This is a genomic window from Stenotrophomonas sp. Y6 (assembly GCF_022436665.1).
Classification (GTDB): Bacteria; Pseudomonadota; Gammaproteobacteria; order Xanthomonadales; family Xanthomonadaceae; genus Stenotrophomonas; species Stenotrophomonas acidaminiphila_A.
Genome location: NZ_JAKUKB010000001.1, coordinates 328,919 through 347,874 on the forward strand (window position 1 = coordinate 328,919; position 18,956 = coordinate 347,874).

Below are 18,956 nucleotides of genomic sequence, written 5' to 3' on the forward strand. Positions count from 1 at the left end.
CCGCCCGGCTGCACAAGGAAACCGCCATGTACTTCAAATCCCTGGACTATCCCATCGTCATCATCGACGCGGACTATGACTCGCCGCGCATCAACGGCATCCTGATCCGCGCCCTGGCCGACGAGCTGCGCCACAACGACCAGCGCGTGCTGTGCGGGCTGACCCTGGACGACGCGCGCGCCGGCGCCCGCACCTACGTGGCCGCCTCGGCGGTGCTGATTTCCATCGACGGCACCGAGGAAAACGACGAGCAGTTCCAGCAGCTGCTGGCGTTCCTGCGCGAACAGAGCAAGCGCCGCGCCGACCTGCCGGTGTTCCTGTACGGCGACCGCCGCACCATCGAGAAAGTGCCGAGCAAGCTGCTCAAATTCGTGCACGGCTACATCTTCCTGTTCGAGGACACCAAGAGCTTCATCGCCCGCCAGGTGATGCGCGCGGCCGAGGACTATATGGCCCGGCTGCTGCCGCCGTTCTTCAAGGCGCTGATCCACCATGCCGCCGAGTCCAACTACTCCTGGCATACCCCGGGCCACGCCGGCGGCGTGGCCTTCACCAAATCGCCGGTGGGCCGTGCGCTGCACCAGTTCTACGGCGAAAACACGCTGCGCAGCGACCTGTCGATCTCGGTGCCGGAGCTGGGCTCGCTGCTGGACCACACCGGCCCGATCCGCGCGGCCGAGGCCGAGGCCGCGCGCAACTTCGGCGCCGACCACACCTTCTTCGTCACCAACGGCACCTCCACCGCCAACAAGATCGTCTGGCACGGCACCGTGGCCCGCGGCGACATCGTGTTCGTGGACCGCAACTGCCACAAGTCGCTGCTGCACTCGCTGATCATGACCGGCGGCATTCCGGTGTACTTCACCCCCAGTCGCAACGCCCACGGCATCATCGGGCCGATCAGCCTGGAGCAGTTCTCCGGCGAAGCGATGCAGCGGATGATCCAGGCCAACCCGCTGGCCAGCAAGGCCGCCCGCCCCGGCGCCCGGCCGCGCATCGCGGTGGTCACCAACTCCACCTATGACGGGCTCTGCTACAACGCCGAGAAGATCGCCGACAACCTCGGCACCGCGGTCGACTACCTGCACTTCGACGAAGCCTGGTATGGCTACGCCGCGTTCCACCCGTTCTACGAGAACCACTACGGCATGGCCAAGGGCAAGCCGCGCGAGCAGGACGCGATCATCTTCACCACCCAGTCCACGCACAAGCTGCTGGCCGCGTTCTCGCAGGCATCGATGATCCACGTGCGCAATGCCGCCACCCGCGCGCTGGATGCGGAGCGGTTCAACGAATCGTTCATGATGCACACCTCCACCAGCCCGCACTACGGGATCATCGCCTCCTGCGATGTCGCCTCGAAGATGATGGAAGGCGAAGCCGGCCGCTCGCTGGTGCAGGAGATGCACGACGAGGCGGTGGCGTTCCGCCGTGCGATGCTGCATGTCAGCCGCGACCTCGGTCGCGACGACTGGTGGTTCAAGGTGTGGCAACCCGATGGCGTGGAACGTGCGCTTGCGCGCGAGGACGCCGCCCGGCCGATGGCCACCTCGCGCCCGGACTGGTACTTGCGCCCCGACGCGCACTGGCATGGCTTCGACAACCTGGCCGACGACTACGTGCTGATCGACCCGGTCAAGGTCACCCTGCTCACCCCGGGGCTGTCCATGGACGGCGAGATGGGCCGGCGCGGCATCCCCGCCGCGGTGCTGAGCAAGTTCCTGTGGACCCGCGGCATCACCGTGGAGAAGACCAACCTGTACTCGGTGCTGTTCCTGTTCTCGATGGGCGTCACCAAGGGCAAGTGGAGCACGCTGGTCACCGAGCTGCTGGCGTTCAAGGACCTGTACGACGCCAATGCGCCGCTGGCCCAGGCGCTGCCGGGCCTGGCGCGGGAACATCCGGCCGCCTACGCCGACTGGGGCCTGCGCGACCTGTGCGAGGCGCTGCACGACTTCAACCGCGAGTTCCGCGTGGCCGAGGTCATGCGCGAGATGTACGTGGACCTGCCCGAGCCGGTCATGACCCCGGCGCAGGCGTACGACCACCTGGTGCGCGGCGAGATCGAGCGGGTCGACATCGACCACATCAGCGGCCGCGTCGCCGGCACCATGCTGGTGCCGTATCCGCCGGGCATCCCGACCATCATGCCCGGCGAGCGCTTCGGTGCGCAGGACGAGCCGATCATCCAGTCGCTGCGCATCGCCCGCGAGCAGAACGCGCGCTTCCCGGGCTTCGAGTCCGACGTGCACGGCCTGATCATCGATGACAGCGGCGCGCAGCCCGGCTATAAGGTGGAGGTACTGAAACTGTGAGCCCGGCATGCGGCCGGGTGCGCCGCAACCGCCAGCCGACAGCCCGATGACCGGTACCCGACAGGAACAACGCGTACTGCAGCGCTCGATCGCGGCCACCGTGCTGGTCGCCGCGATCGGTTTTTTCGGCGGGCTGCTGGCGCGCTCGCAGGCGATCCTGTTCGACGGCGTCTACAGCCTGGTCGACGTCGCCCTCACCCTGGTCGCGCTGGCGGTGCTGCGGCTGATGGCCAGCGAGCAGAGCCCGCGCTTCCAGTACGGGTTCTGGCACCTGGAGCCGATGGTCGAAGCGCTGGGCGGGGCGATCCTCAGCCTCGCCTGCATCTACGCGCTGGCCAACGCCGTCATCGGCTTCAGCGATGGCGGCCATGAGCCCCGGCTCGGCCCCGGCCTGGCCTGGGCCGCGCTGCTGGCCGCGGTCGACCTGGTCATGGCGCTGTGGATCGGCCGCCATGCGCGCCGGCTGCAGTCCGGGCTGCTGGCGCTCGACGCCCGCGCCTGGCTGCTGACCGGGCTGATGAGCCTGGCGGTGGTCCTGTCGTTCCTGATCGCCCTGGCCCTGCGCGGCGGCGCGCATGCGCACTGGATCCCCTACATCGACCCGCTGGTGCTGGCCGGCATCAGCCTGGTGGCGCTGCCGGTGCCGCTGCGCGCGGCGTGGAAGGCCGCGCGCGAGGTACTGCAGGTGGCCCCGGACGACCTGGACCGGCAGGTACGCGAGGTCATGCGGGCGTTCGTCGCCGAACACGGCTTCGAGGGCTTCACCAGCCACGTCGCCAAGATCGGCAGGATGCAGTTCATCGAGATCCATGTGCTCACCCGGCCCGATGCACGGCTGGGCAGCATCGGCGATGTCGACCGCCTGCGCGATGGCATCGCCGAACGCCTGGATGCGCGCTCGGGCCGGTTCTGGCTGACCATCGACTTCACCTCCGACCCGGCCTGGACCTGAGCGTCTCCCTCGCGGCCGGCGGCGGGCGCCTGCCCGGCAGATGCGCGCAGGGCTTCCGGGCGGCGCCGGGCGTGACCGGCGCGGTCAAGCCGCGGATGCGTGCCGCGCGCGCTGGCCGCGACATCGGCGCCGGTACCGGCGCACCGCGATTCGTGCTGCCCATGCCCAGCCACTACAATGGCCGCAGCCCCTGTCCGGCTATCGAAGTGGAATGCGCGTGACCGAGAAAAAGCCCGAACACACCCCGTTGATGAAGCAGTTCTTCGCAGCCAAGGCCGATTACCCGGACCTGCTGCTGTTCTTCCGGATGGGCGATTTCTACGAGCTGTTCTATGACGACGCGCGCAAGGCCGCGCGGCTGCTGGACATCACCCTGACCCAGCGCGGCAGCTCCGGCGGCGCGCCGATCCCGATGGCCGGGGTGCCGGTGCATGCCTACGAGGGCTACCTGGCACGGCTGGTGGCGCTGGGCGAGTCGGTGGCGATCTGCGAGCAGATCGGCGACCCGGCGCTGGCCAAGGGCCTGGTCGAACGCAAGGTGGTGCGCATCGTCACCCCCGGCACGGTCACCGACGAAGCCCTGCTGGACGAACGCCGCGACACCCTGCTGATGGCGCTGTCGCGCAGCAAGCAGGGCTACGGCCTGGCCTGGGCCGACCTGGCCGGCGGCCGCTTCCTGGTCAACGAGGTCGAGACCGAGGACGCGCTGGAAGCGGAGCTGGCACGGCTGGAGCCGGCCGAGCTGCTGGTGCCGGACGAGGAGAACTGGCCGGGATTCCTGCGCCAGCGCAGTGGCGTGCGGCGCCGCGCGCCGTGGCTGTTCGACGCCGACAGCGGCCGCCGGCAGCTGCTTGCCTTCTTCAAGCTGCACGACCTTTCCGGCTTCGGCATCGACGACAAGCCGCGCGCCACCGCCGCCGCCGGCGCGCTGCTCGGCTATGTCGAGGAAACCCAGAAGCAGCGGCTGCCGCACCTGACCTCGATCGCGGTGGAAACCGCCGGCGAGGCGATCGCGATGAATGCCGCCACCCGCCGCCACCTGGAGCTGGACACGCGCGTGGACGGCGACACCCGCAACACCCTGCTGGGCGTGCTCGACAGCACGGTGACGCCGATGGGCGGGCGCCTGCTGCGACGCTGGCTGCACCGCCCGCTGCGCCTGCGCGAGGTGCTGCAGCAGCGTCACCACGCGGTGGCGACGTTGATCGACCGCGGCGTCGATGCCGACCTGCGCGAGTCGTTCCGCGCGCTTGGCGACATCGAGCGCATTCTCACCCGCATGGCGCTGCGCTCGGCGCGCCCGCGCGATTTCTCCACCCTGCGCGACGGCCTGGGCATGCTGCCGGCGATCGCCACGCAGTTGCAGGCGCTGGATTCGCCGCGCCTGCAGCAACTGCGCGCCGAGCTCGGCTCGCATGACGACAGCGCGCAGCTGCTGGCCGGCGCCATCGCCACGCAACCGCCGCTCAAGCTGTCCGACGGCGGGGTGATCGCCGAGGGCTTCGATGCCGAACTGGACGAGCTGCGTCGGCTGTCCACCCACGCCGACCAGTTCCTGATCGACCTGGAACTGCGCGAGCGCGAGAGCAGCGGCATCCCGACCCTAAAGGTCGGCTACAACCGGGTGCACGGCTACTACATCGAGATCAGTAAGGGCCAGGCCGACAAGGCGCCGGTGCACTACACCCGGCGGCAGACCCTGGCCAACGCCGAGCGCTACATCACCGAGGAGCTCAAGAACTTCGAGGACAAGGTGCTGTCGGCGCGGGAGCGCTCGCTGTCGCGCGAGAAATTGTTGTACGAAGGCCTGCTGGACAGCATCGGCGAGCGCCTGGAACCGCTCCGGCGCTGCGCCGCCGCGCTCAGCGAACTGGACGTGCTGGCCTGCTTCGCCGAGCGCGCGCAGGCGCTGGACTGGGCGCGACCGGAACTGGACACCGCGCCGTGCCTGAAGATCGAGCGCGGCCGCCATCCGGTGGTGGAAGCGGTGCGCGAGGCGCCGTTCGAGCCCAACGACCTGGACCTGCACCCACAGCGGCGCATGCTGGTCATCACCGGCCCGAACATGGGCGGCAAATCGACCTACATGCGGCAGAACGCACTGATCGTGCTGCTGGCCCACATCGGCAGCTTCGTGCCGGCCAGCCGCGCGGTGATCGGCCCGATCGACCGCATCCTCACCCGCATCGGCGCCGGCGACGACCTGGCCAAGGGCCAGTCGACCTTCATGGTGGAAATGGCCGAGACCAGTTACATCCTGCACCACGCCACCGCGCATTCGCTGGTGCTGATGGACGAGATCGGCCGCGGCACCTCCACCTACGACGGCCTGGCCCTGGCCGACGCGGTCGCGCGCCACCTGGCCCACGTCAACCGCTGCTACACCCTGTTCGCCACCCACTACTTCGAACTGACCGCGCTGGCCGATGAAACCCACGAGGGCGGCCCCAGTGGTATCGCCAACGTGCACCTGGACGCGGTGGAACATCACGATAAAAGCGGCGGCGAGACACTGGTGTTCATGCACGCGGTCAAGGACGGCCCGGCCAACCGCAGCTTCGGCCTGCAGGTGGCCGCGCTGGCCGGGTTGCCGCGCGCCACCGTGGCGCAGGCGCGGCGCCGCCTGGCCGAGCTGGAACAGCGTGGCGGCGAGACCCACGCCGCGCAGATGGCGCCACAGGCGCTGGACGCACCGCAGCAGTTCGGGTTGTTCGCGCCGGTGTCCTCGGCGGCACTGGAGGCGCTGCAGGCGATCGACCCGGACGAGCTGACGCCGAAACAGGCGCTGGAGGCGCTGTACCGCATGAAGTCGCTGCTGTGAGCGCACGCCCGCCGGCTGCACGCCCCTGCAGTTGCAGTTGCAGTTGCAGTTGCGGTTGCGGTTGCGGTTGCGGTTGCGGTTGCGGTTGCGGTTGCCCGTGATTGTGCTGTTGCTCTCCAGCTTTTGATTTCCGGGCCCCCTTCCGCAGCGACGGAGCCGGCGGGAAAAACCCGAAGGGCGACGCGCAGGGACGCGCGTCGTTTTTCGACGAGACAGGGACGTCTCGTCGAAAAATCCCACCGGCGGAGTGGACCCAGCCCGCGCAGTGGGCTGGGCGCGTAGGCAGGGGCGTGCTTTCTCTTGGTTACTTCTCTTTGCACGAGCAAAGAGAAGTAACTCGCTCCTGCGAAGCAGGGGCGAAAGCTCTGCTTTCAAGCTTCCGCTTCATGCTTGGCCTCTGCCTTGCGCTTAGCCTTGGGCTCTATCCTTTCCTCTGGCACTGGCTTGGCCTCTGGCTTGGTCCTTTGCCTATCGCTTTGACACACGCCTCCAAGAGAAGCGAGAGCAAGGGCAGAAACAGGATCAAAGGCTTTCGCTCCCCTTCGGTGCGCGAGCCACCTTGACCAGCCATCCGGCTGTTGAAAAACGCATCTTTGCTCGTGCAAAGAAACGTGGCCCAAAGAGGCGCTTTTCAACAGCCGGATGGCTGGTCAACACGCCCCTGTCTACGCGCCCGACGCGCTGCGCGCGCCGGGTCCACTCCGCCGGTGGGATTTTTCGACACGACCCAGCTGCGATGCAGCTGGGGCCGGGGCAGTCGCCTCACGGCGCCAGCCCGCTCACCGGGGCGAAGCAGTGCTTCGCCTATTTCCGGTTCGCCCCTGTCGTGTCGAAAAACGACGTGCGTCCCTGCACGTCGCCCCTGCGGGGTCTTGTCCGTTGGCTCCGTCACTGCGGAAAGGGATCCGGAAGTCAAAAGCGGAGCAACTTCACAAGCATGGCAACGGCAACAGCAACGGTGGGCAGCGTGCCGCACTCAGGCACTCTCCGCCCGTTCCGCCACCAGCGCATCGTCCCGCGCATTGGCCCGCTGCGCCGCCGGCCGCTGCAGATGCGCCGCCGCATACGCCTCGAACACCGGCCGCGATTCCAGCTCGCCGATACGCATGTAGTAGCCAAGCAACGCCGCCATGTACAGATCGGCGACGCTGAACCGGTCACCCACCAGATAACGCCTGCCCGCCAGCGCGCCTTCCACGGTGTGCATCAGGTCGGCCTCGTTGCCATAACCGGCCTCCCTCGCCGGCGCCAGCGCGCCGTGCCGGCGCGCGGTGATGAACGACTCCAGCGGACCGGCGGCGAAAAGCACCCAGCGATAGCACGCACCGCGCGCCGCGGTGCCGGGCGGCGGCAGCAGCGCCTTTTCCGGCACCAGGTCGGCCAGGTGCAGGCAGATGGCCGCGTTCTCGGTCACCACGGTGTCGTCGTGGCGCAGCGCGGGCACCTTACCCATCGGGTTGATCGCCAGGTACGCCGGCGCCTTCATCGTGGTGCCGTAATCGAGGATGACCTCCTCGTAGGGCAGGCCGGCCTCTTCCAGCATCCAGCGCGCGATGCGGCCGCGGGAGAACGGATGGGTGTAGAAGGTCAGCGTGGTCATGGCGGGCTCCGGTACGGGAAGGAGCCGGCAGTGTGCGCGGAGCCTGCTGACAGCCGCTGTCAGCAGTCAGCCGCCAGTGCCTGGCGCTGGCGCCGCTGCTCGCCCCAGCGCTTGAGCAGGCGGTGCCGCTGCTCCGGGTAGCACTGGCCGGTGTCGTGCAGGGCCAGCACGCGGTCGGCGCGGAAATGGCGGAAGTCGCCGCGCATCTCGCACCAGGCCGCCAACAGCCGGACCTCGGCCAGGAAGGCCATCGCGAACGGCCAGATCACCCGCTCGCTGGCGCGGTCTTCGGCATCGCGGTAATGGATGCGCACCGCATGCCCGGCGCGGATCGCGCGACGCAGCGCCGGCAACCAGGGTTCGGGCTCGGTCGGGTGCCACTGCGGCGCGTACAGGCCGCTGGTCTCGACCTGCAGGCGCAGGTTCTCCGGCAGCACCCCGGTCACCCGGTCCAGCGCGGCGCCGGCGGCAACGGCCAGGTCCGGATCGGCATGCGAGGCCACCCAGCGCACGCCGAGCACGATCGCCTCCAGTTCCTCGGCCGAGAACATCATCGGCGGCAGCAGGAATCCGCCCCGCAGCTGGTAGCCGACGCCGGGGTCGCCGCCGATATCCGCGCCCTGCCCGCGCAACGCGTCGATGTCACGGTACAGCGTGCGCAGGCTCACCCCCAGGTGCTCGGCCAGGTGCGCGCCGCGCACCGGCTTGCGCCGCCGCCGCAGTTCGTCCAGCAGGTGCAGCAGGCGGGTGGCGCGTTCGCTCATGCGGGACAATCCAGGGCGGTCCGGGGGCAGGCGCAGTCTGGCAGATGCCGGCCACCGCCGACATCCGGCACCGGCCGGGCCACCTTGCGCGGCGCCGGCATTGCGCCCACATTGCCGGCGTCGGCATCCGCCGCGGAGGGCTTCCATGTCGCTGCTGCTGTATGGCCACCCGTTCTCCTCGTACACCCAGAAGGTGCTCATCGCCCTGTACGAGAACGCCACCGCGTTCGAGTTCCGCATGCTCGGCCCGGATGCGCCGCTCAACGTGGCCGAATGGCTGCAGCGCTGGCCGCTGCGCAGGTTCCCGCTGCTGCTGGACGACGGACGCAGCGTGGTGGAGAGCAGCATCATCATCGAATACCTGCAGCAGCGGCACCGCGGACCGGTGCCGCTGCTGCCGGACGATGCCGGCGCCGCGCTGGAGGTGCGCTTCCTCGACCGCTTCTTCGACCTGCACGTGATGAGCCCGGTGCAGCACGCGGTCGGCGGCGCGCTCAGCGGCGACGCCGGCAAGGCCGGCGATGCCCTGGCCAACGCGGTGGAACGGCTGGAGCTGGCCTACGGCTGGCTCGAGGACGCGCTGGCCGGCAGGCGGTGGGCGGCCGGGGCGGACTTCACCCTGGCCGACTGCGCCGCCGCGCCGGCGCTGTTCTATGCCGACTGGACCCACCGCATCGACGCCCGCTACCCGGTGCTGCGCGACTACCGGGCGCGGCTGCTCGCCCGCCCTTCGTTCGCCCGCGCGGTCGCCGCGGCGCGTCCCTATCGCGCGTTGTTCCCGCTGGGCGCGCCGGACCGCGACTGAGCGCAGGCGGCGGGCGCAACCGGGCTGCAACGCCATAGGCGGACCCTATGGTTCCGAGCGGATCATTCGATTTTTCATTTCACCGTCCCGTCGCTATCGTCGTCGCACGATGTTTCCCGATGCCAGCCAGGAGCCCGCCATGAGCAGCAACGACAGCAAACCCACCTGCCCGTACCATGCCGCGCCCACGCCGGCGCAGGCCGCGCAGTCGCAGCGCGACACCAGTACCACCCCGGCCCAGAAGCACGGTGACGCGCCGACCACGCCAATGACCACGGCGTTCGGCGCGCCGGTGGTGGACAACCAGAACAGCCGCACCGCCGGGCCGCGCGGACCGCTGCTGATGGAAGACGTGTGGCTGCTGGAGAAGCTGGCCAACCTCAACCGCGAAGTGATCCCCGAGCGGCGCATGCACGCCAAGGGTTCCGGCGCGTTCGGCACCTTCACCGTCACCCACGACATCACCCGCTATACCCGCGCCAGGCTCTTCTCCGAGGTCGGCAAGAAGACGGAGATGTTCGCCCGCTTCACCACCGTGGCCGGCGAACGCGGCGCGGCCGATGCCGAGCGCGACATCCGCGGCTTCGCGCTGAAGTTCTACACCGAGGAAGGCAACTGGGACCTGGTGGGCAACAACACCCCGGTGTTCTTCCTGCGCGACCCGCGCAAGTTCGCCGACCTCAACAAGGCGGTCAAGCGCGACCCGCACACCAACCTGCGCAGCGCGCGCAACAACTGGGATTTCTGGACCCTGCTGCCGGAGGCGCTGCTGCAGGTCACCGTGGTGATGAGCGACCGCGGCATCCCGCGCACGTTCCGCCACATGCATGGCTTCGGCTCGCATACCTACAGCTTCACCAACGCCGACGGCGAGCGCTTCTGGGTGAAGTTCCACTTCCACAGCCAGCAGGGCATCGAAGCGCTGACCGACGCGCAGGCGCAGGTGCTGGTCGGGCACGACCGCGAAAGCCACGGCCGCGACCTGTTCCAGGCGATCGAGCGCGGCGACTTCCCCCGGTGGAAGCTGTTCGTGCAGGTCATGCCGGAGCTGGAGGCTGAGACCTACCGCATCCACCCGTTCGACCTGACCAAGGTGTGGCCCAAGAGCGACTACCCGCTGATCGAGGTGGGCGAGTTCGAGCTCAACCGCAACCCGGCGAACTGGTACCAGGACGTGGAGCAGTCGGCGTTCGCGCCGAGCAACCTGGTACCGGGCATCGGTCCTTCGCCGGACAAGATGCTGCAGGCGCGGCTGTTCGCCTACTCCGACGCGCAGCGCTACCGGCTGGGCGTCAACCACCACCAGATCCCGGTGAACGCGGCGCGCTGCCCGGTGCACAGCAACCACCGCGACGGTGCCATGCGGGTGGACGGCAACTACGGCGGGTTGCCGCACTACGAGCCCAACAGCTACGGCCAGTGGCAGGAGCAGCCGCAGTACCGCGAGCCGCCGCTGCGCATCCGCGGCGATGCCGACTTCTGGAACTTCCGCGAGGACGACAGCGACTACTTCAGCCAGCCCGGCGCGCTGTTCCGCAGCTACGACGACGCGCAGAAGCAGCGCCTGTTCGACAACACCGCGCGCGCCCTGGGCGACGCCCCGGACTTCATCAAGCAGCGCCACGTGGACAACTGCGGCAAGGCCGACCCGGCCTATGGCGCCGGCGTCGCGGCGGCACTGAAGAAGCTGGCGGAGGCGGGGCCGGCCAACCCGTTCGCGCCGGCACAGCCGGAAGCGACGTTCCCCAGGGCAACGCCGGGCGCGGAAGACATCACGCTGTGACGCCCTTGGCCCCGCCCTGCGCGGCGGGGCCGCGGACACCTGCAAGCGGCGCCTGCGCCCCCACGCGGAGCGGGCGATTGCCGCCCCACCGCCCGCTCCCCGCCAGGGCGGACATGCCGGCGCCGCGCCGGCCGAGACCGGCGCCGGGGTGGCGCTGCGCTGGCGGTCCGCGCCCCCGCCGCATGGCCGCCGGGCGCGCACCGCACCGGCGTACCGGCCGCATCCAGCGTGCCCCATTGCCGCGTGCCCCGTGTGCCGGCGGCCGCGCATGGCGTCTGCCGGCGCTACCATGGCCGGGCATACCCACCGCAAGGATCCGCCCGATGAGCCTTACCGACGAGCTTCTTTCCCAATTGCAGGGCGCGCCGCTGCAACAGGTCTCCCAGCAGTTGGGACTGGACAGCCGGCAGGCCGCCGGCGCGGTCAGCGCGGCACTGCCACTGCTGCTGGGCGCCCTGGGCAACAACGCCGCGCGGCCGCAGGGCGCCGAGGCGCTGTTCGGCGCGCTGCAGGACAACCACAGCGGCCTGGACATCGGCGGCGTGCTCGGCGCGGTGCTGGGCGGCGGCAGCAGCCCGGCCACCAACGGCGCGGGCATCCTCGGCCACATCTTCGGCGGCAACCAGGGCCGCGCCGAGGCCGGGCTGGCGCAGGCCACCGGCCTGGGCGGCGAGCGCGCCGGGCAACTGCTCCGGATCCTGGCACCGGTGGTGATGGCCTACCTGGCCCAGCGCCTGTCCGCGGCCGACCAGGTCGACGCCGGTGGCCTGGGCCGCCTGCTTGGCGAGGAAAGACAACAGGTGGTGCAGCAGGGCGGTGTCGCCGGCGGCCTGCTTGGCAGCCTGCTCGACCAGGACGGCGATGGCCAGCTCGGCGTATCCGATCTGATCCGGCTTGGCAGCGGCCTGCTCGGCAGCGGCAAGCGCTGAGCCGGCGCCCGCGCGGTCTGAACGGCACCCGCTGGCGGCGGGGAGCGGCCCCGCCCGTGCCGCAGGCGGCCGTTGCCACGCGCCGCCAGGGCGCGGCCTCGCCTACAGCGCGTCGATGTCGCCCAGCGCGCGGATCAGCCGCCGCGCGCGTTTGTCCGGCTTGTGTTCCGGGGGCAGGTAGCCGTCGCGGGCGGCGGCGCGCTGCAGCCGCTGTTCCTCGCGCGCCCTGCGCGAGGCCTCGGTCTCCTGGTACAGCGCCTGCGCCACCGGTGCCGGCCCGCGCGTGTCGCTGAGACCGCGCACGCCGATCTCGAAAACCTCATCGCCGCGCTGCACGCGCAGGGCGTCGCCGACGCGGACCGCGCGCGAGGATTTCGGGCGCTGCCCGTCCACCTCGACCTTGCCGGTCTCCACCGCGTGCTTGGCCAGGCTGCGGGTCTTGAAGAAACGCGCGGCCCACAGCCACACGTCCAGGCGGATGGTCGCCGGTACCTGTTGCGTTTCAGTCATGCTTTTTCTTGAAGTCCACGTCCATCGTCTCGCTGCGCGACGAACCGATGGTCCAGTTCAGGCCCTCGTCGGGGTTGCAGCGCCGGCTGCGCATCGATGGCGCGGCCCCCCTGGGCACCGGCTCGGCGGGCCCGGCGCCGACCAGGCAGTCGGCATGGTCGGACGGACGCACGCCGGCGTCCATCAGGCGCTCGCTGTTGGCGCAGCCCGACAGGGCCAGCACCGCCATTGCGCCGCACAGCTGTCTGCGCACTCCCGTTCCTCCACTGGACATACCCGGACGCCATCGTAGCGAGACCTGCGGCCACCGTCACACCGGCAATGCTAGTGTCCGCATTCAGTCGCCGACCGCCGCCCATGACCGCCCCCGCCCCTGCCGCCCGCTCGCTGACCGAAGGCCCCATCGGGCGCAACCTGCTGCTGTTCGCCCTGCCGATCCTGGCCGGCAACATCGCCCAGTCGCTCAACGGCTCGGTCAACGCGATCTGGGTCGGCCGGTTCCTCGGCGAAGCGGCGCTGACCGCCACGGCCAACGCCAACAACATCATGTTCTTCCTGATCGGCTCGGTGTTCGGCATCGGCATGGCCGCCACCATCCTGATCGGCCAGGCGATGGGCGCGCGCGACGTGGTCCAGGCACGGCGGGTGATGGGCACCAGCGCCACCTTCTTCATCGGCATTTCGGTGCTGATCGCCATCGCCGGCTGGTTCATGGCGCATCCGCTGCTGCGGGCGATGGGTACCCCGGCCGCGTCGCTGCCGCTGGCCGAGGCCTACCTGCGGATCATCTTCCTGGCCACGCCGACGCTGTACGCCTTCGCCTTCCTCAGCGCGGCGCTGCGCGGTGCCGGCGACTCGCGCACGCCGTTCCGCTTCCTGCTGCTGTCGGTGGCGCTGGACATCGCGCTCAACCCGCTGCTGATCTTCGGCGTGGGCCCGTTCCCGCGGCTGGGCATCGCCGGTGCGGCGTGGGCCACGCTGCTGGCGCAGTCGCTGTCGCTGCTCGGCCTGCTGGCCTACATGCGCCAGCGCGGCCATGTGCTGTGGCTGGGGCGCAAGGACCTGGGGCTGCTGCGCATCGACCTGGCGATCCTGCGCGCACTGGTGGTCAAAGGCGTGCCGATGGGCCTACAGATGGTGCTGATCTCGCTGTCGATGATCATGCTGATGACCATGGTCAACGATTACGGCACCGATACCGCCGCGGCCTATGGCGCGTCGCTGCAGTTGTGGACCTACGTGCAGATGCCGGCGATGGCGATCGGCGCGGCATGCTCGTCCATGGCCGCGCAGAACGTGGGTGCCGGCCATTGGAGCCGGGTCCGCGGCACCGCGCGCAAGGGCGTGCTGTACAACTTCGTGCTCACCGGGGTGCTGATCCTGCCGCTGGTCCTGCTGGACCGGCACTCGCTGGCCCTGTTCCTGCCCGACGGCAGCCAGGCGCTGGCGGTCGCGCGGCACCTGAACCACATCGCGGTGTGGTCGTTCCTGTTCTTCGGCGTGAGCTTCGTGATTTCCGGCGTGGTCCGCTCCACCGGTGCGGTGATGGCCCCGCTGCTGATCCTGGCCGCCGCGCTGTGGGGCGTGCGCGTGCCGTTTGCCGAACTGCTGCAGCCGTACTGGGGCGCCGATGCGATCTGGTGGAGCTTCCCGGTCAGTTCGCTGGTCTCGATGCTGCTGTCGCTGGCCTACTACCGCTGGGGCGGCTGGCGCAGGGCCAGGATGCTGGCGCCGCCGGCGCATGCCGGGCAACTGGCGACGCCGGCCGAAGTGCCGGCGTGCCCGCCCTCGCCGGTGGCCGACGCCGATGCGGAAACCGCCACCCGCTGAGAACCGGCAGGCGGCAGGACCCCACTTCAGTGCGCGAAGGGCCTGCACGCAGGCCCTTCGCATTGCCGGCACACCCAGGTGCGGGGTATCAGGGCAAAGCCCCCTCGCGTACCGGGGTGCGCTGCTGCGGGCTCAATAGCGCCCGTCGAACGCGAAGATCGGCTTGCGCTGGCGCCACAGGCCGCCGGTGAAATCCGGGAACTCCAGGGTCTGGAAGCCGTTGCCGATGGACTGCTCGGACAGCGGCGTGATCGCGCTCCAGGTCACCGCGTCGAAGATGTCGATCGGCATCGGCGCCTGCGCCTTGAGCGCCTCGACGAAGGCGTGGATCACGAACCAGTCCATGCCGCCGTGGCCGGCGCCGGCGGCGGTATCGGCATGCTGCTTCCACAGCGGGTGCTCGTACTGGTCCTGGTAGGCCTTGAAGTCCTCCCACTCGTGCGGCGGGCTGCGGCCCTCGATATGGATGCCGTGGTTGAGGTCCATCCACAGGCCCTTGGTGCCCTGCACGCGGAAGCCCAGCGAGTACGGGCGCGGCAGCGACGTGTCGTGCTGCAGCAGGATGGTCTCGCCGTTGGCGCAGGCCAGGGTGGTGGTGACGATGTCGCCGAGCTTGAACTGCACCCGGGTGCTCGGATGCGTGGTGCCGCCACTCCTGGCCACGGTGTATTCGTGCAGCCCGCGCGCCTTGCTGGCGAAGGCATTGATGTGGGTGAAGCGGTTGCCGCGGTTGATGCCGGTGTACATCGCGCAGGGGCCGATGCCATGGCTCGGGTACAGCTCGCCGTTGCGGGTGACCGAGTGTTCGGTGCGCCAGCGCGCCTCGGACCAGCCCCTGGGCCCGAACTCGACCCCGCTGCCGTAGGGATGGTCGGGATTGCCGTCGTTGAACTTCACCCCGCGCAGGTCATGCTGGTAACCGCCCTGCAGGTGCACCAGCTCGCCGAACAGGCCTTCGCGCACCATCTGCAGCGCCGCCATCACGTCGCGGCGGTAGCACACGTTCTCCAGCAGCATGTACGGGGTGCCGGTCTGCAGCTGGGTGTTGAGCACGTCCCAGTGGTCCTGCAGGGTGATGCCGGCCACCACTTCGCAGCCAACCGCGACCCTGGCCTGCATCGCCGCGATCGCCATCGGCGCGTGCAGTTCCCATGGCGTGGCGATGATCACCCCGTCCAGGCCACGCTGCTCCAGCAGGCGTTTCCAGGCGTTGGCATCGCCATCGGCGCCGTAGGTCCGCGGCACCGGCTTGCCGGCCCGGGTTGCCATGGCGGTGGCGCGGCCGAGCATGATCGGCTCGATGTCGCACAGCGCCACCATGTCCACGTCGTCACGGCGCAGCAGTTCCTTGAGCAGCACCTGGCCGCGCATGCCGGTGCCGATCATGCCCAGCCGCAGCCTGCGTCCGCGCGCCCAGGCCGGGGTCTCCGGCAACAGGCTGGTGGCGGCCAGCGCGGCGCCGGCCAGGATGAATTCCCTGCGTTTCATTGCATGTCCTCTTTGGCTTGGAATCACGCCCGTGGCGGCCGCCATGGCACGCCCCGGGCGGGCGAAGCAGGCGTGCTCCCCTTCATGCCATGCACGCAGGGGAGCACGCAACGGTGCGGCATCAGAACCGGTAGGTGGCGGTCACGCTGTAGATGCGGCCGAAGTTGTTGGTGTAGCCCGGGAAGTTCATCCAGTCGTTCGGGTCGTAGAACGGCAGGCGGTTGAACAGATTCTTCACCGTCACCCCCACGCTCAGCTTCTCGACCGGCCGCCAGTTCACGCTCAGGTTGGCCGTCCACCACGACGGCGCGCCCTCGCACTGGCTGGGCGACACGTCGACGTAGCTGCCGGTGCAGGTTTCGGCGTTGTTGTCTTCCGCGTCGATGCGGTCATACGCCCACTTGGTGCCGCCGACATAGTTGATGTAGAAGCCGGTGTCCCAGTTGCCGTAGGTCCAGTTGGTGTTGAACGTGGCGCGCAGCCGCGGGTTGTTGTAGTAGCCGACGAAGTTGCCGTAGTACCAGCCGTCGGCATCATCGGCGTTGTACATGTTGCGGTTGGCGATGGTCGCGGCCACGCCGACGTTCAGCCGGCCCCACTCGCCCAGGTCGAAGCGGCCGCGGGCGTCCACGTCCAGGCCGTCGACCAGGGTGCGGCCGCGGTTCTTGTACTGGCCGATCACGCTGGCCACGTTGCCGGTGCTGTAGCCCGGCAGGGTCGCCGGACAGGCCACGCCGCTGGCCGGGTCGGCGCACATGCGGGCCAGCGCGGCCAGGTTGGCCAGGTCGGTCTCGGTGATCGGGAAGCGGGTCATCGCGCTGATTTCTTCCGGCTTGCTGTAGTCCGGCGCGACGATCTCGTTGCGGCGGTACACGAACCAGTAGTCGGCCGACAGCGACAGCCAGTCGGTCGGCTCGAGCACGAAGCCGACGGTGGCGATCTTGGCCTTCTCCGGCTTCAGGTCCGGGTTGGGCTGGGTCATGCGCGCCACGTTGCGGCTGCAGTCGCTGTTCCACAGGCTGTTGCCCAGGTCCTTGTCGACGCCGCGCGCGGACTGGCGCAGCAGGCCGGCGATGGCATTGGTCTCGGCGCAGCGGGTCTCGTCGCGGTAGCCGCCGATCTGCGCGTACACGCCGCCGCTGCCGGACTCGGCCAGGCTGGGCGCGCGGAAGCCTTCGGAATAGGTACCGCGCAGCATCAGCTGCGGCAGCGCCTGGTACTTCAGGCCGATCTTCGGCGCCAGGTTGGCGCTGAAGCCCGGGTACTTGTCCACGCGCAGCGCGGCGTCCAGCTCCAGCTTGTCGGTGATCGGCGCCACCGCTTCGGAGAACAGCGCGTAGGTGTTGCGCTTGCCGTCGAACCATGAGCCGCCCTGCTGGGTGATCAGGCCGTTGGCGGCGTCCGGGTTGCCGGGGGTATAGAAGGTCTCGCGGGTGGCGTTGAAGCCGAACGCGGCGCGCACTTCGCCGGCCGGCAGGTTGAACAGCGGGCCTTCGATCTTGCCGTCCAGGGTATGCAGCCGCGTCCACGACTGGATGTCGAAGGTCGGGAACGCCTCGCGGATCAGCGCGGCATTGGCTTCGCTCAGCTCGCCGAACTTGTAGGCCGGGTGGTCGGAAATGATCACCCGGCCGGTGCCCGGGTCGACCGTGTACGGGCCGAAGGCCTTCTCGAAGCCGCGCAGGTTGACGTTGGTGGTCTGGTAGGTGACCGAATGCGAGCCGGCGGTGGCGAAGGCGGTTTCCCAGTTCCAGTCGCCGATGCTGCCGCGCAGGCCGGCCACCGCGCGGTAGCTCTTGTCGGTATTGCGCTGGCCGAAGTGGTTGCCGCCCACGTCCTGCAGCAGGTAGCCCAGGCCGACCACGCCGCCCATCAGCGCCTTCAGCTCGGGGCTGGCGTGGTTGTACTCGTTGTTCGGGCCGAGGAACGGATACAGGAACTGGTTGACCGTGTTGCCGGTATTGCGCGAGAACCAGCTCTGCGGGTTGCCGGTGGTGGTGCCGTAGGCGCGCGGGGTGCCGCCATTGGCGCGCAGGTCGATATCGGTATAGGTGACCTCGGCGAACGCCTCGGTGGCATCGTTGACCACGAAGTGGCCGTTGACGTAGGCGGTGACCCGGCGGGAGTCGGCGCCGCCGTTGATCTGGCGGTTCATCCAGGTCTGCCAGATGCAGCGGGTGCCGCTGCTCACCTGCAGCACATTCTTGCAGCCCGGCGCGGCCTCGTCCACGCGCGCCTTGGTCACCGGGTCGAAGGCGAAGTAGTACCCCGGGTTGAACACCCCCGGCGCACTGCCCGTGCCCAGCCGCAGGTTCTTGATGTAGTCCGGATTGTTGACGTAGAACTGAGCCGGGTTCTTGTCGTACCACTCGCTGTCGGGGATGCCGTCGCGCTCGTACAGGTTGACGCTGGCGTAGACGTTGTAGCGGTCGCGGGACAGGTCGCCGAAGCCACCGGTGATGCTGGCCTGCTTCTCGCCGTAGGAGTCGAAGCGCGGCGCGGTGTCCCAGGTGCCGCTGACCTCCAGGCCCTGGTAGCTGCGCTTGGTGATGACGTTGATGACACCGGCCACCGCATCGGTGCCGTACACCGCCGAGGCGCCGTCGGTCAGCACTTCCATGCGTTCGATCGCGGCCGCGGGAATGGCGTCGATGTTGACGAACTGGGTCTGGAAGCCCGACGGCGCGCCGTAATACGACAGCCGGCGGCCATTGAGCAGCACCAGCGTGCCCTGCGGGCCGAGGCCGCGCAGGTTGGCCTGCGAGGCGCCGTCGGAACCGGTGAACAGCGACTTGGAATCGACCTGGGCCGGGCGCGCGGCCGGCAGGTTGTCCAGCACCTGCAGCAGGGTGCGGGCGCCCATGTTCTGGATGTCCTGCTTGCTGATCACCTGTACCGGCGAGGCGGTTTCCACGTCGGTGCGGCGGATGTTGGAACCGGTGACCTCGACGCGGGCCAGTTCGGTGGTCTTTTCCTTGTCCTTGTCCTTGCCGGCATCCTGCGCGAGGGCCGGCGCGGCGATGGCGATCAGGGCGCTGGCCACGGCCAGCGACAGCGGCGTGGACAGGCAACGGGTGGGAGTGCGGCGGGCTGGCAACATCGGGGTTCTCTCCTGGCGGTGACGCACGGAACAGCGGATGGCGGGCATGGCGATCCCGT

At 69.5% G+C, this 18,956-nt stretch carries 13 protein-coding genes; 7 read left to right on the top strand and 6 right to left on the bottom strand.

Annotation, left to right across the window (positions count from 1 at the left end; genetic code table 11):
• Positions 1–26 precede the first annotated feature (26 nt).
• The 3 genes from MKP15_RS01605 to mutS all read left to right on the top strand — a co-directional run bounded on the left by MKP15_RS01605 (position 27) and on the right by mutS (position 6,088).
• Positions 27–2,315, top strand: coding sequence for an Orn/Lys/Arg decarboxylase N-terminal domain-containing protein (locus MKP15_RS01605; protein WP_240211577.1), 2,289 nt, complete (start codon positions 27–29; stop codon positions 2,313–2,315).
• Between the two features lie 46 nt (positions 2,316–2,361).
• Positions 2,362–3,267 carry a cation diffusion facilitator family transporter gene (locus MKP15_RS01610; RefSeq protein ID WP_240211578.1) on the top strand — a complete coding sequence of 302 codons (906 nt, stop codon included), beginning with the start codon at positions 2,362–2,364 and terminating at the stop codon, positions 3,265–3,267.
• Positions 3,268–3,517: 250 nt separating this feature from the next.
• The gene (gene mutS, locus MKP15_RS01615; protein ID WP_240211710.1) at positions 3,518–6,088 is read left to right on the top strand and encodes a DNA mismatch repair protein MutS; all 2,571 of its coding nucleotides are present in this window, start codon (positions 3,518–3,520) and stop codon (positions 6,086–6,088) included.
• A gap of 976 nt (positions 6,089–7,064) precedes the next feature.
• Here mutS and MKP15_RS01620 read toward each other — a convergent pair.
• Together MKP15_RS01620 and MKP15_RS01625 are read right to left on the bottom strand one after the other, a co-directional pair.
• The gene (locus tag MKP15_RS01620) at positions 7,065–7,688 is read right to left on the bottom strand and encodes a glutathione S-transferase family protein (RefSeq protein ID WP_240211579.1); all 624 of its coding nucleotides are present in this window, start codon (positions 7,686–7,688) and stop codon (positions 7,065–7,067) included.
• Positions 7,689–7,747: 59 nt separating this feature from the next.
• Complete coding sequence (locus MKP15_RS01625) at positions 7,748–8,452, bottom strand: YafY family protein (RefSeq protein WP_240211580.1); 705 nt, start codon at positions 8,450–8,452, stop codon at positions 7,748–7,750.
• A gap of 145 nt (positions 8,453–8,597) precedes the next feature.
• Between MKP15_RS01625 and MKP15_RS01630 the strand changes: the two genes are divergently transcribed.
• The 3 genes from MKP15_RS01630 (at position 8,598) to MKP15_RS01640 (ending at position 11,969) form a co-directional block, all read left to right on the top strand.
• Complete coding sequence (locus MKP15_RS01630; RefSeq protein WP_240211581.1) at positions 8,598–9,257, top strand: glutathione S-transferase family protein; 660 nt, start codon at positions 8,598–8,600, stop codon at positions 9,255–9,257.
• 268 nt (positions 9,258–9,525) lie between these two features.
• Positions 9,526–11,040 carry a catalase gene (locus tag MKP15_RS01635; protein WP_240211711.1) on the top strand — a complete coding sequence of 505 codons (1,515 nt, stop codon included), beginning with the start codon at positions 9,526–9,528 and terminating at the stop codon, positions 11,038–11,040.
• Positions 11,041–11,363: 323 nt separating this feature from the next.
• Positions 11,364–11,969 (top strand): DUF937 domain-containing protein, encoded by a 606-nt coding sequence (locus tag MKP15_RS01640; RefSeq protein ID WP_161614149.1) that lies wholly within the window; start codon positions 11,364–11,366, stop codon positions 11,967–11,969.
• A gap of 102 nt (positions 11,970–12,071) precedes the next feature.
• Here the strand turns inward: MKP15_RS01640 and MKP15_RS01645 are convergent, their stop codons facing one another.
• Together MKP15_RS01645 and MKP15_RS01650 are read right to left on the bottom strand one after the other, a co-directional pair.
• Positions 12,072–12,479: an RNA-binding S4 domain-containing protein gene (locus MKP15_RS01645; RefSeq protein WP_104938384.1), complete on the bottom strand. Its 408-nt coding sequence runs from the start codon at positions 12,477–12,479 to the stop codon at positions 12,072–12,074.
• The gene (locus MKP15_RS01650; protein ID WP_158681826.1) at positions 12,472–12,732 is read right to left on the bottom strand and encodes a hypothetical protein; all 261 of its coding nucleotides are present in this window, start codon (positions 12,730–12,732) and stop codon (positions 12,472–12,474) included. Before MKP15_RS01650 ends, MKP15_RS01645 begins: the two co-directional genes overlap by 8 nt.
• A 104-nt stretch (positions 12,733–12,836) precedes the next feature.
• Here MKP15_RS01650 and MKP15_RS01655 point away from each other — a divergent pair, with 104 nt between their 5' ends.
• Positions 12,837–14,309 (top strand): MATE family efflux transporter, encoded by a 1,473-nt coding sequence (locus tag MKP15_RS01655; protein ID WP_240211582.1) that lies wholly within the window; start codon positions 12,837–12,839, stop codon positions 14,307–14,309.
• Positions 14,310–14,441: 132 nt separating this feature from the next.
• On the opposite strand, the gene MKP15_RS01660 is transcribed toward MKP15_RS01655, so the two are convergent.
• Together MKP15_RS01660 and MKP15_RS01665 are read right to left on the bottom strand one after the other, a co-directional pair.
• On the bottom strand, positions 14,442–15,797 hold the full coding sequence (locus tag MKP15_RS01660) for a Gfo/Idh/MocA family oxidoreductase (protein ID WP_240211583.1): 1,356 nt from the start codon (positions 15,795–15,797) through the stop codon (positions 14,442–14,444).
• Between the two features lie 121 nt (positions 15,798–15,918).
• Positions 15,919–18,897 carry a TonB-dependent receptor gene (locus tag MKP15_RS01665; protein ID WP_240211584.1) on the bottom strand — a complete coding sequence of 993 codons (2,979 nt, stop codon included), beginning with the start codon at positions 18,895–18,897 and terminating at the stop codon, positions 15,919–15,921.
• Positions 18,898–18,956 lie beyond the last annotated feature (59 nt).

Excerpts from the sequence above, each read along its gene's own strand:
- mutS (WP_240211710.1), top strand. The coding sequence starts at position 3,518 with ATGAAGCAGTTCTTCGCAGCCAAGGCCGATTACCCGGACCTGCTGCTG.
- MKP15_RS01640 (WP_161614149.1), top strand. The coding sequence starts at position 11,364 with ATGAGCCTTACCGACGAGCTTCTTTCCCAATTGCAGGGCGCGCCGCTG.
- MKP15_RS01630 (WP_240211581.1), top strand. The coding sequence starts at position 8,598 with ATGTCGCTGCTGCTGTATGGCCACCCGTTCTCCTCGTACACCCAGAAG.
- MKP15_RS01655 (WP_240211582.1), top strand. The coding sequence starts at position 12,837 with ATGACCGCCCCCGCCCCTGCCGCCCGCTCGCTGACCGAAGGCCCCATC.
- MKP15_RS01605 (WP_240211577.1), top strand. The coding sequence starts at position 27 with ATGTACTTCAAATCCCTGGACTATCCCATCGTCATCATCGACGCGGAC.
- MKP15_RS01610 (WP_240211578.1), top strand. The coding sequence starts at position 2,362 with ATGACCGGTACCCGACAGGAACAACGCGTACTGCAGCGCTCGATCGCG.
- MKP15_RS01645 (WP_104938384.1), bottom strand. The coding sequence starts at position 12,479 with ATGACTGAAACGCAACAGGTACCGGCGACCATCCGCCTGGACGTGTGG.
- MKP15_RS01635 (WP_240211711.1), top strand. The coding sequence starts at position 9,526 with ATGACCACGGCGTTCGGCGCGCCGGTGGTGGACAACCAGAACAGCCGC.
- MKP15_RS01625 (WP_240211580.1), bottom strand. The coding sequence starts at position 8,452 with ATGAGCGAACGCGCCACCCGCCTGCTGCACCTGCTGGACGAACTGCGG.
- MKP15_RS01665 (WP_240211584.1), bottom strand. The coding sequence starts at position 18,897 with ATGTTGCCAGCCCGCCGCACTCCCACCCGTTGCCTGTCCACGCCGCTG.
- MKP15_RS01660 (WP_240211583.1), bottom strand. The coding sequence starts at position 15,797 with ATGAAACGCAGGGAATTCATCCTGGCCGGCGCCGCGCTGGCCGCCACC.
- MKP15_RS01620 (WP_240211579.1), bottom strand. The coding sequence starts at position 7,688 with ATGACCACGCTGACCTTCTACACCCATCCGTTCTCCCGCGGCCGCATC.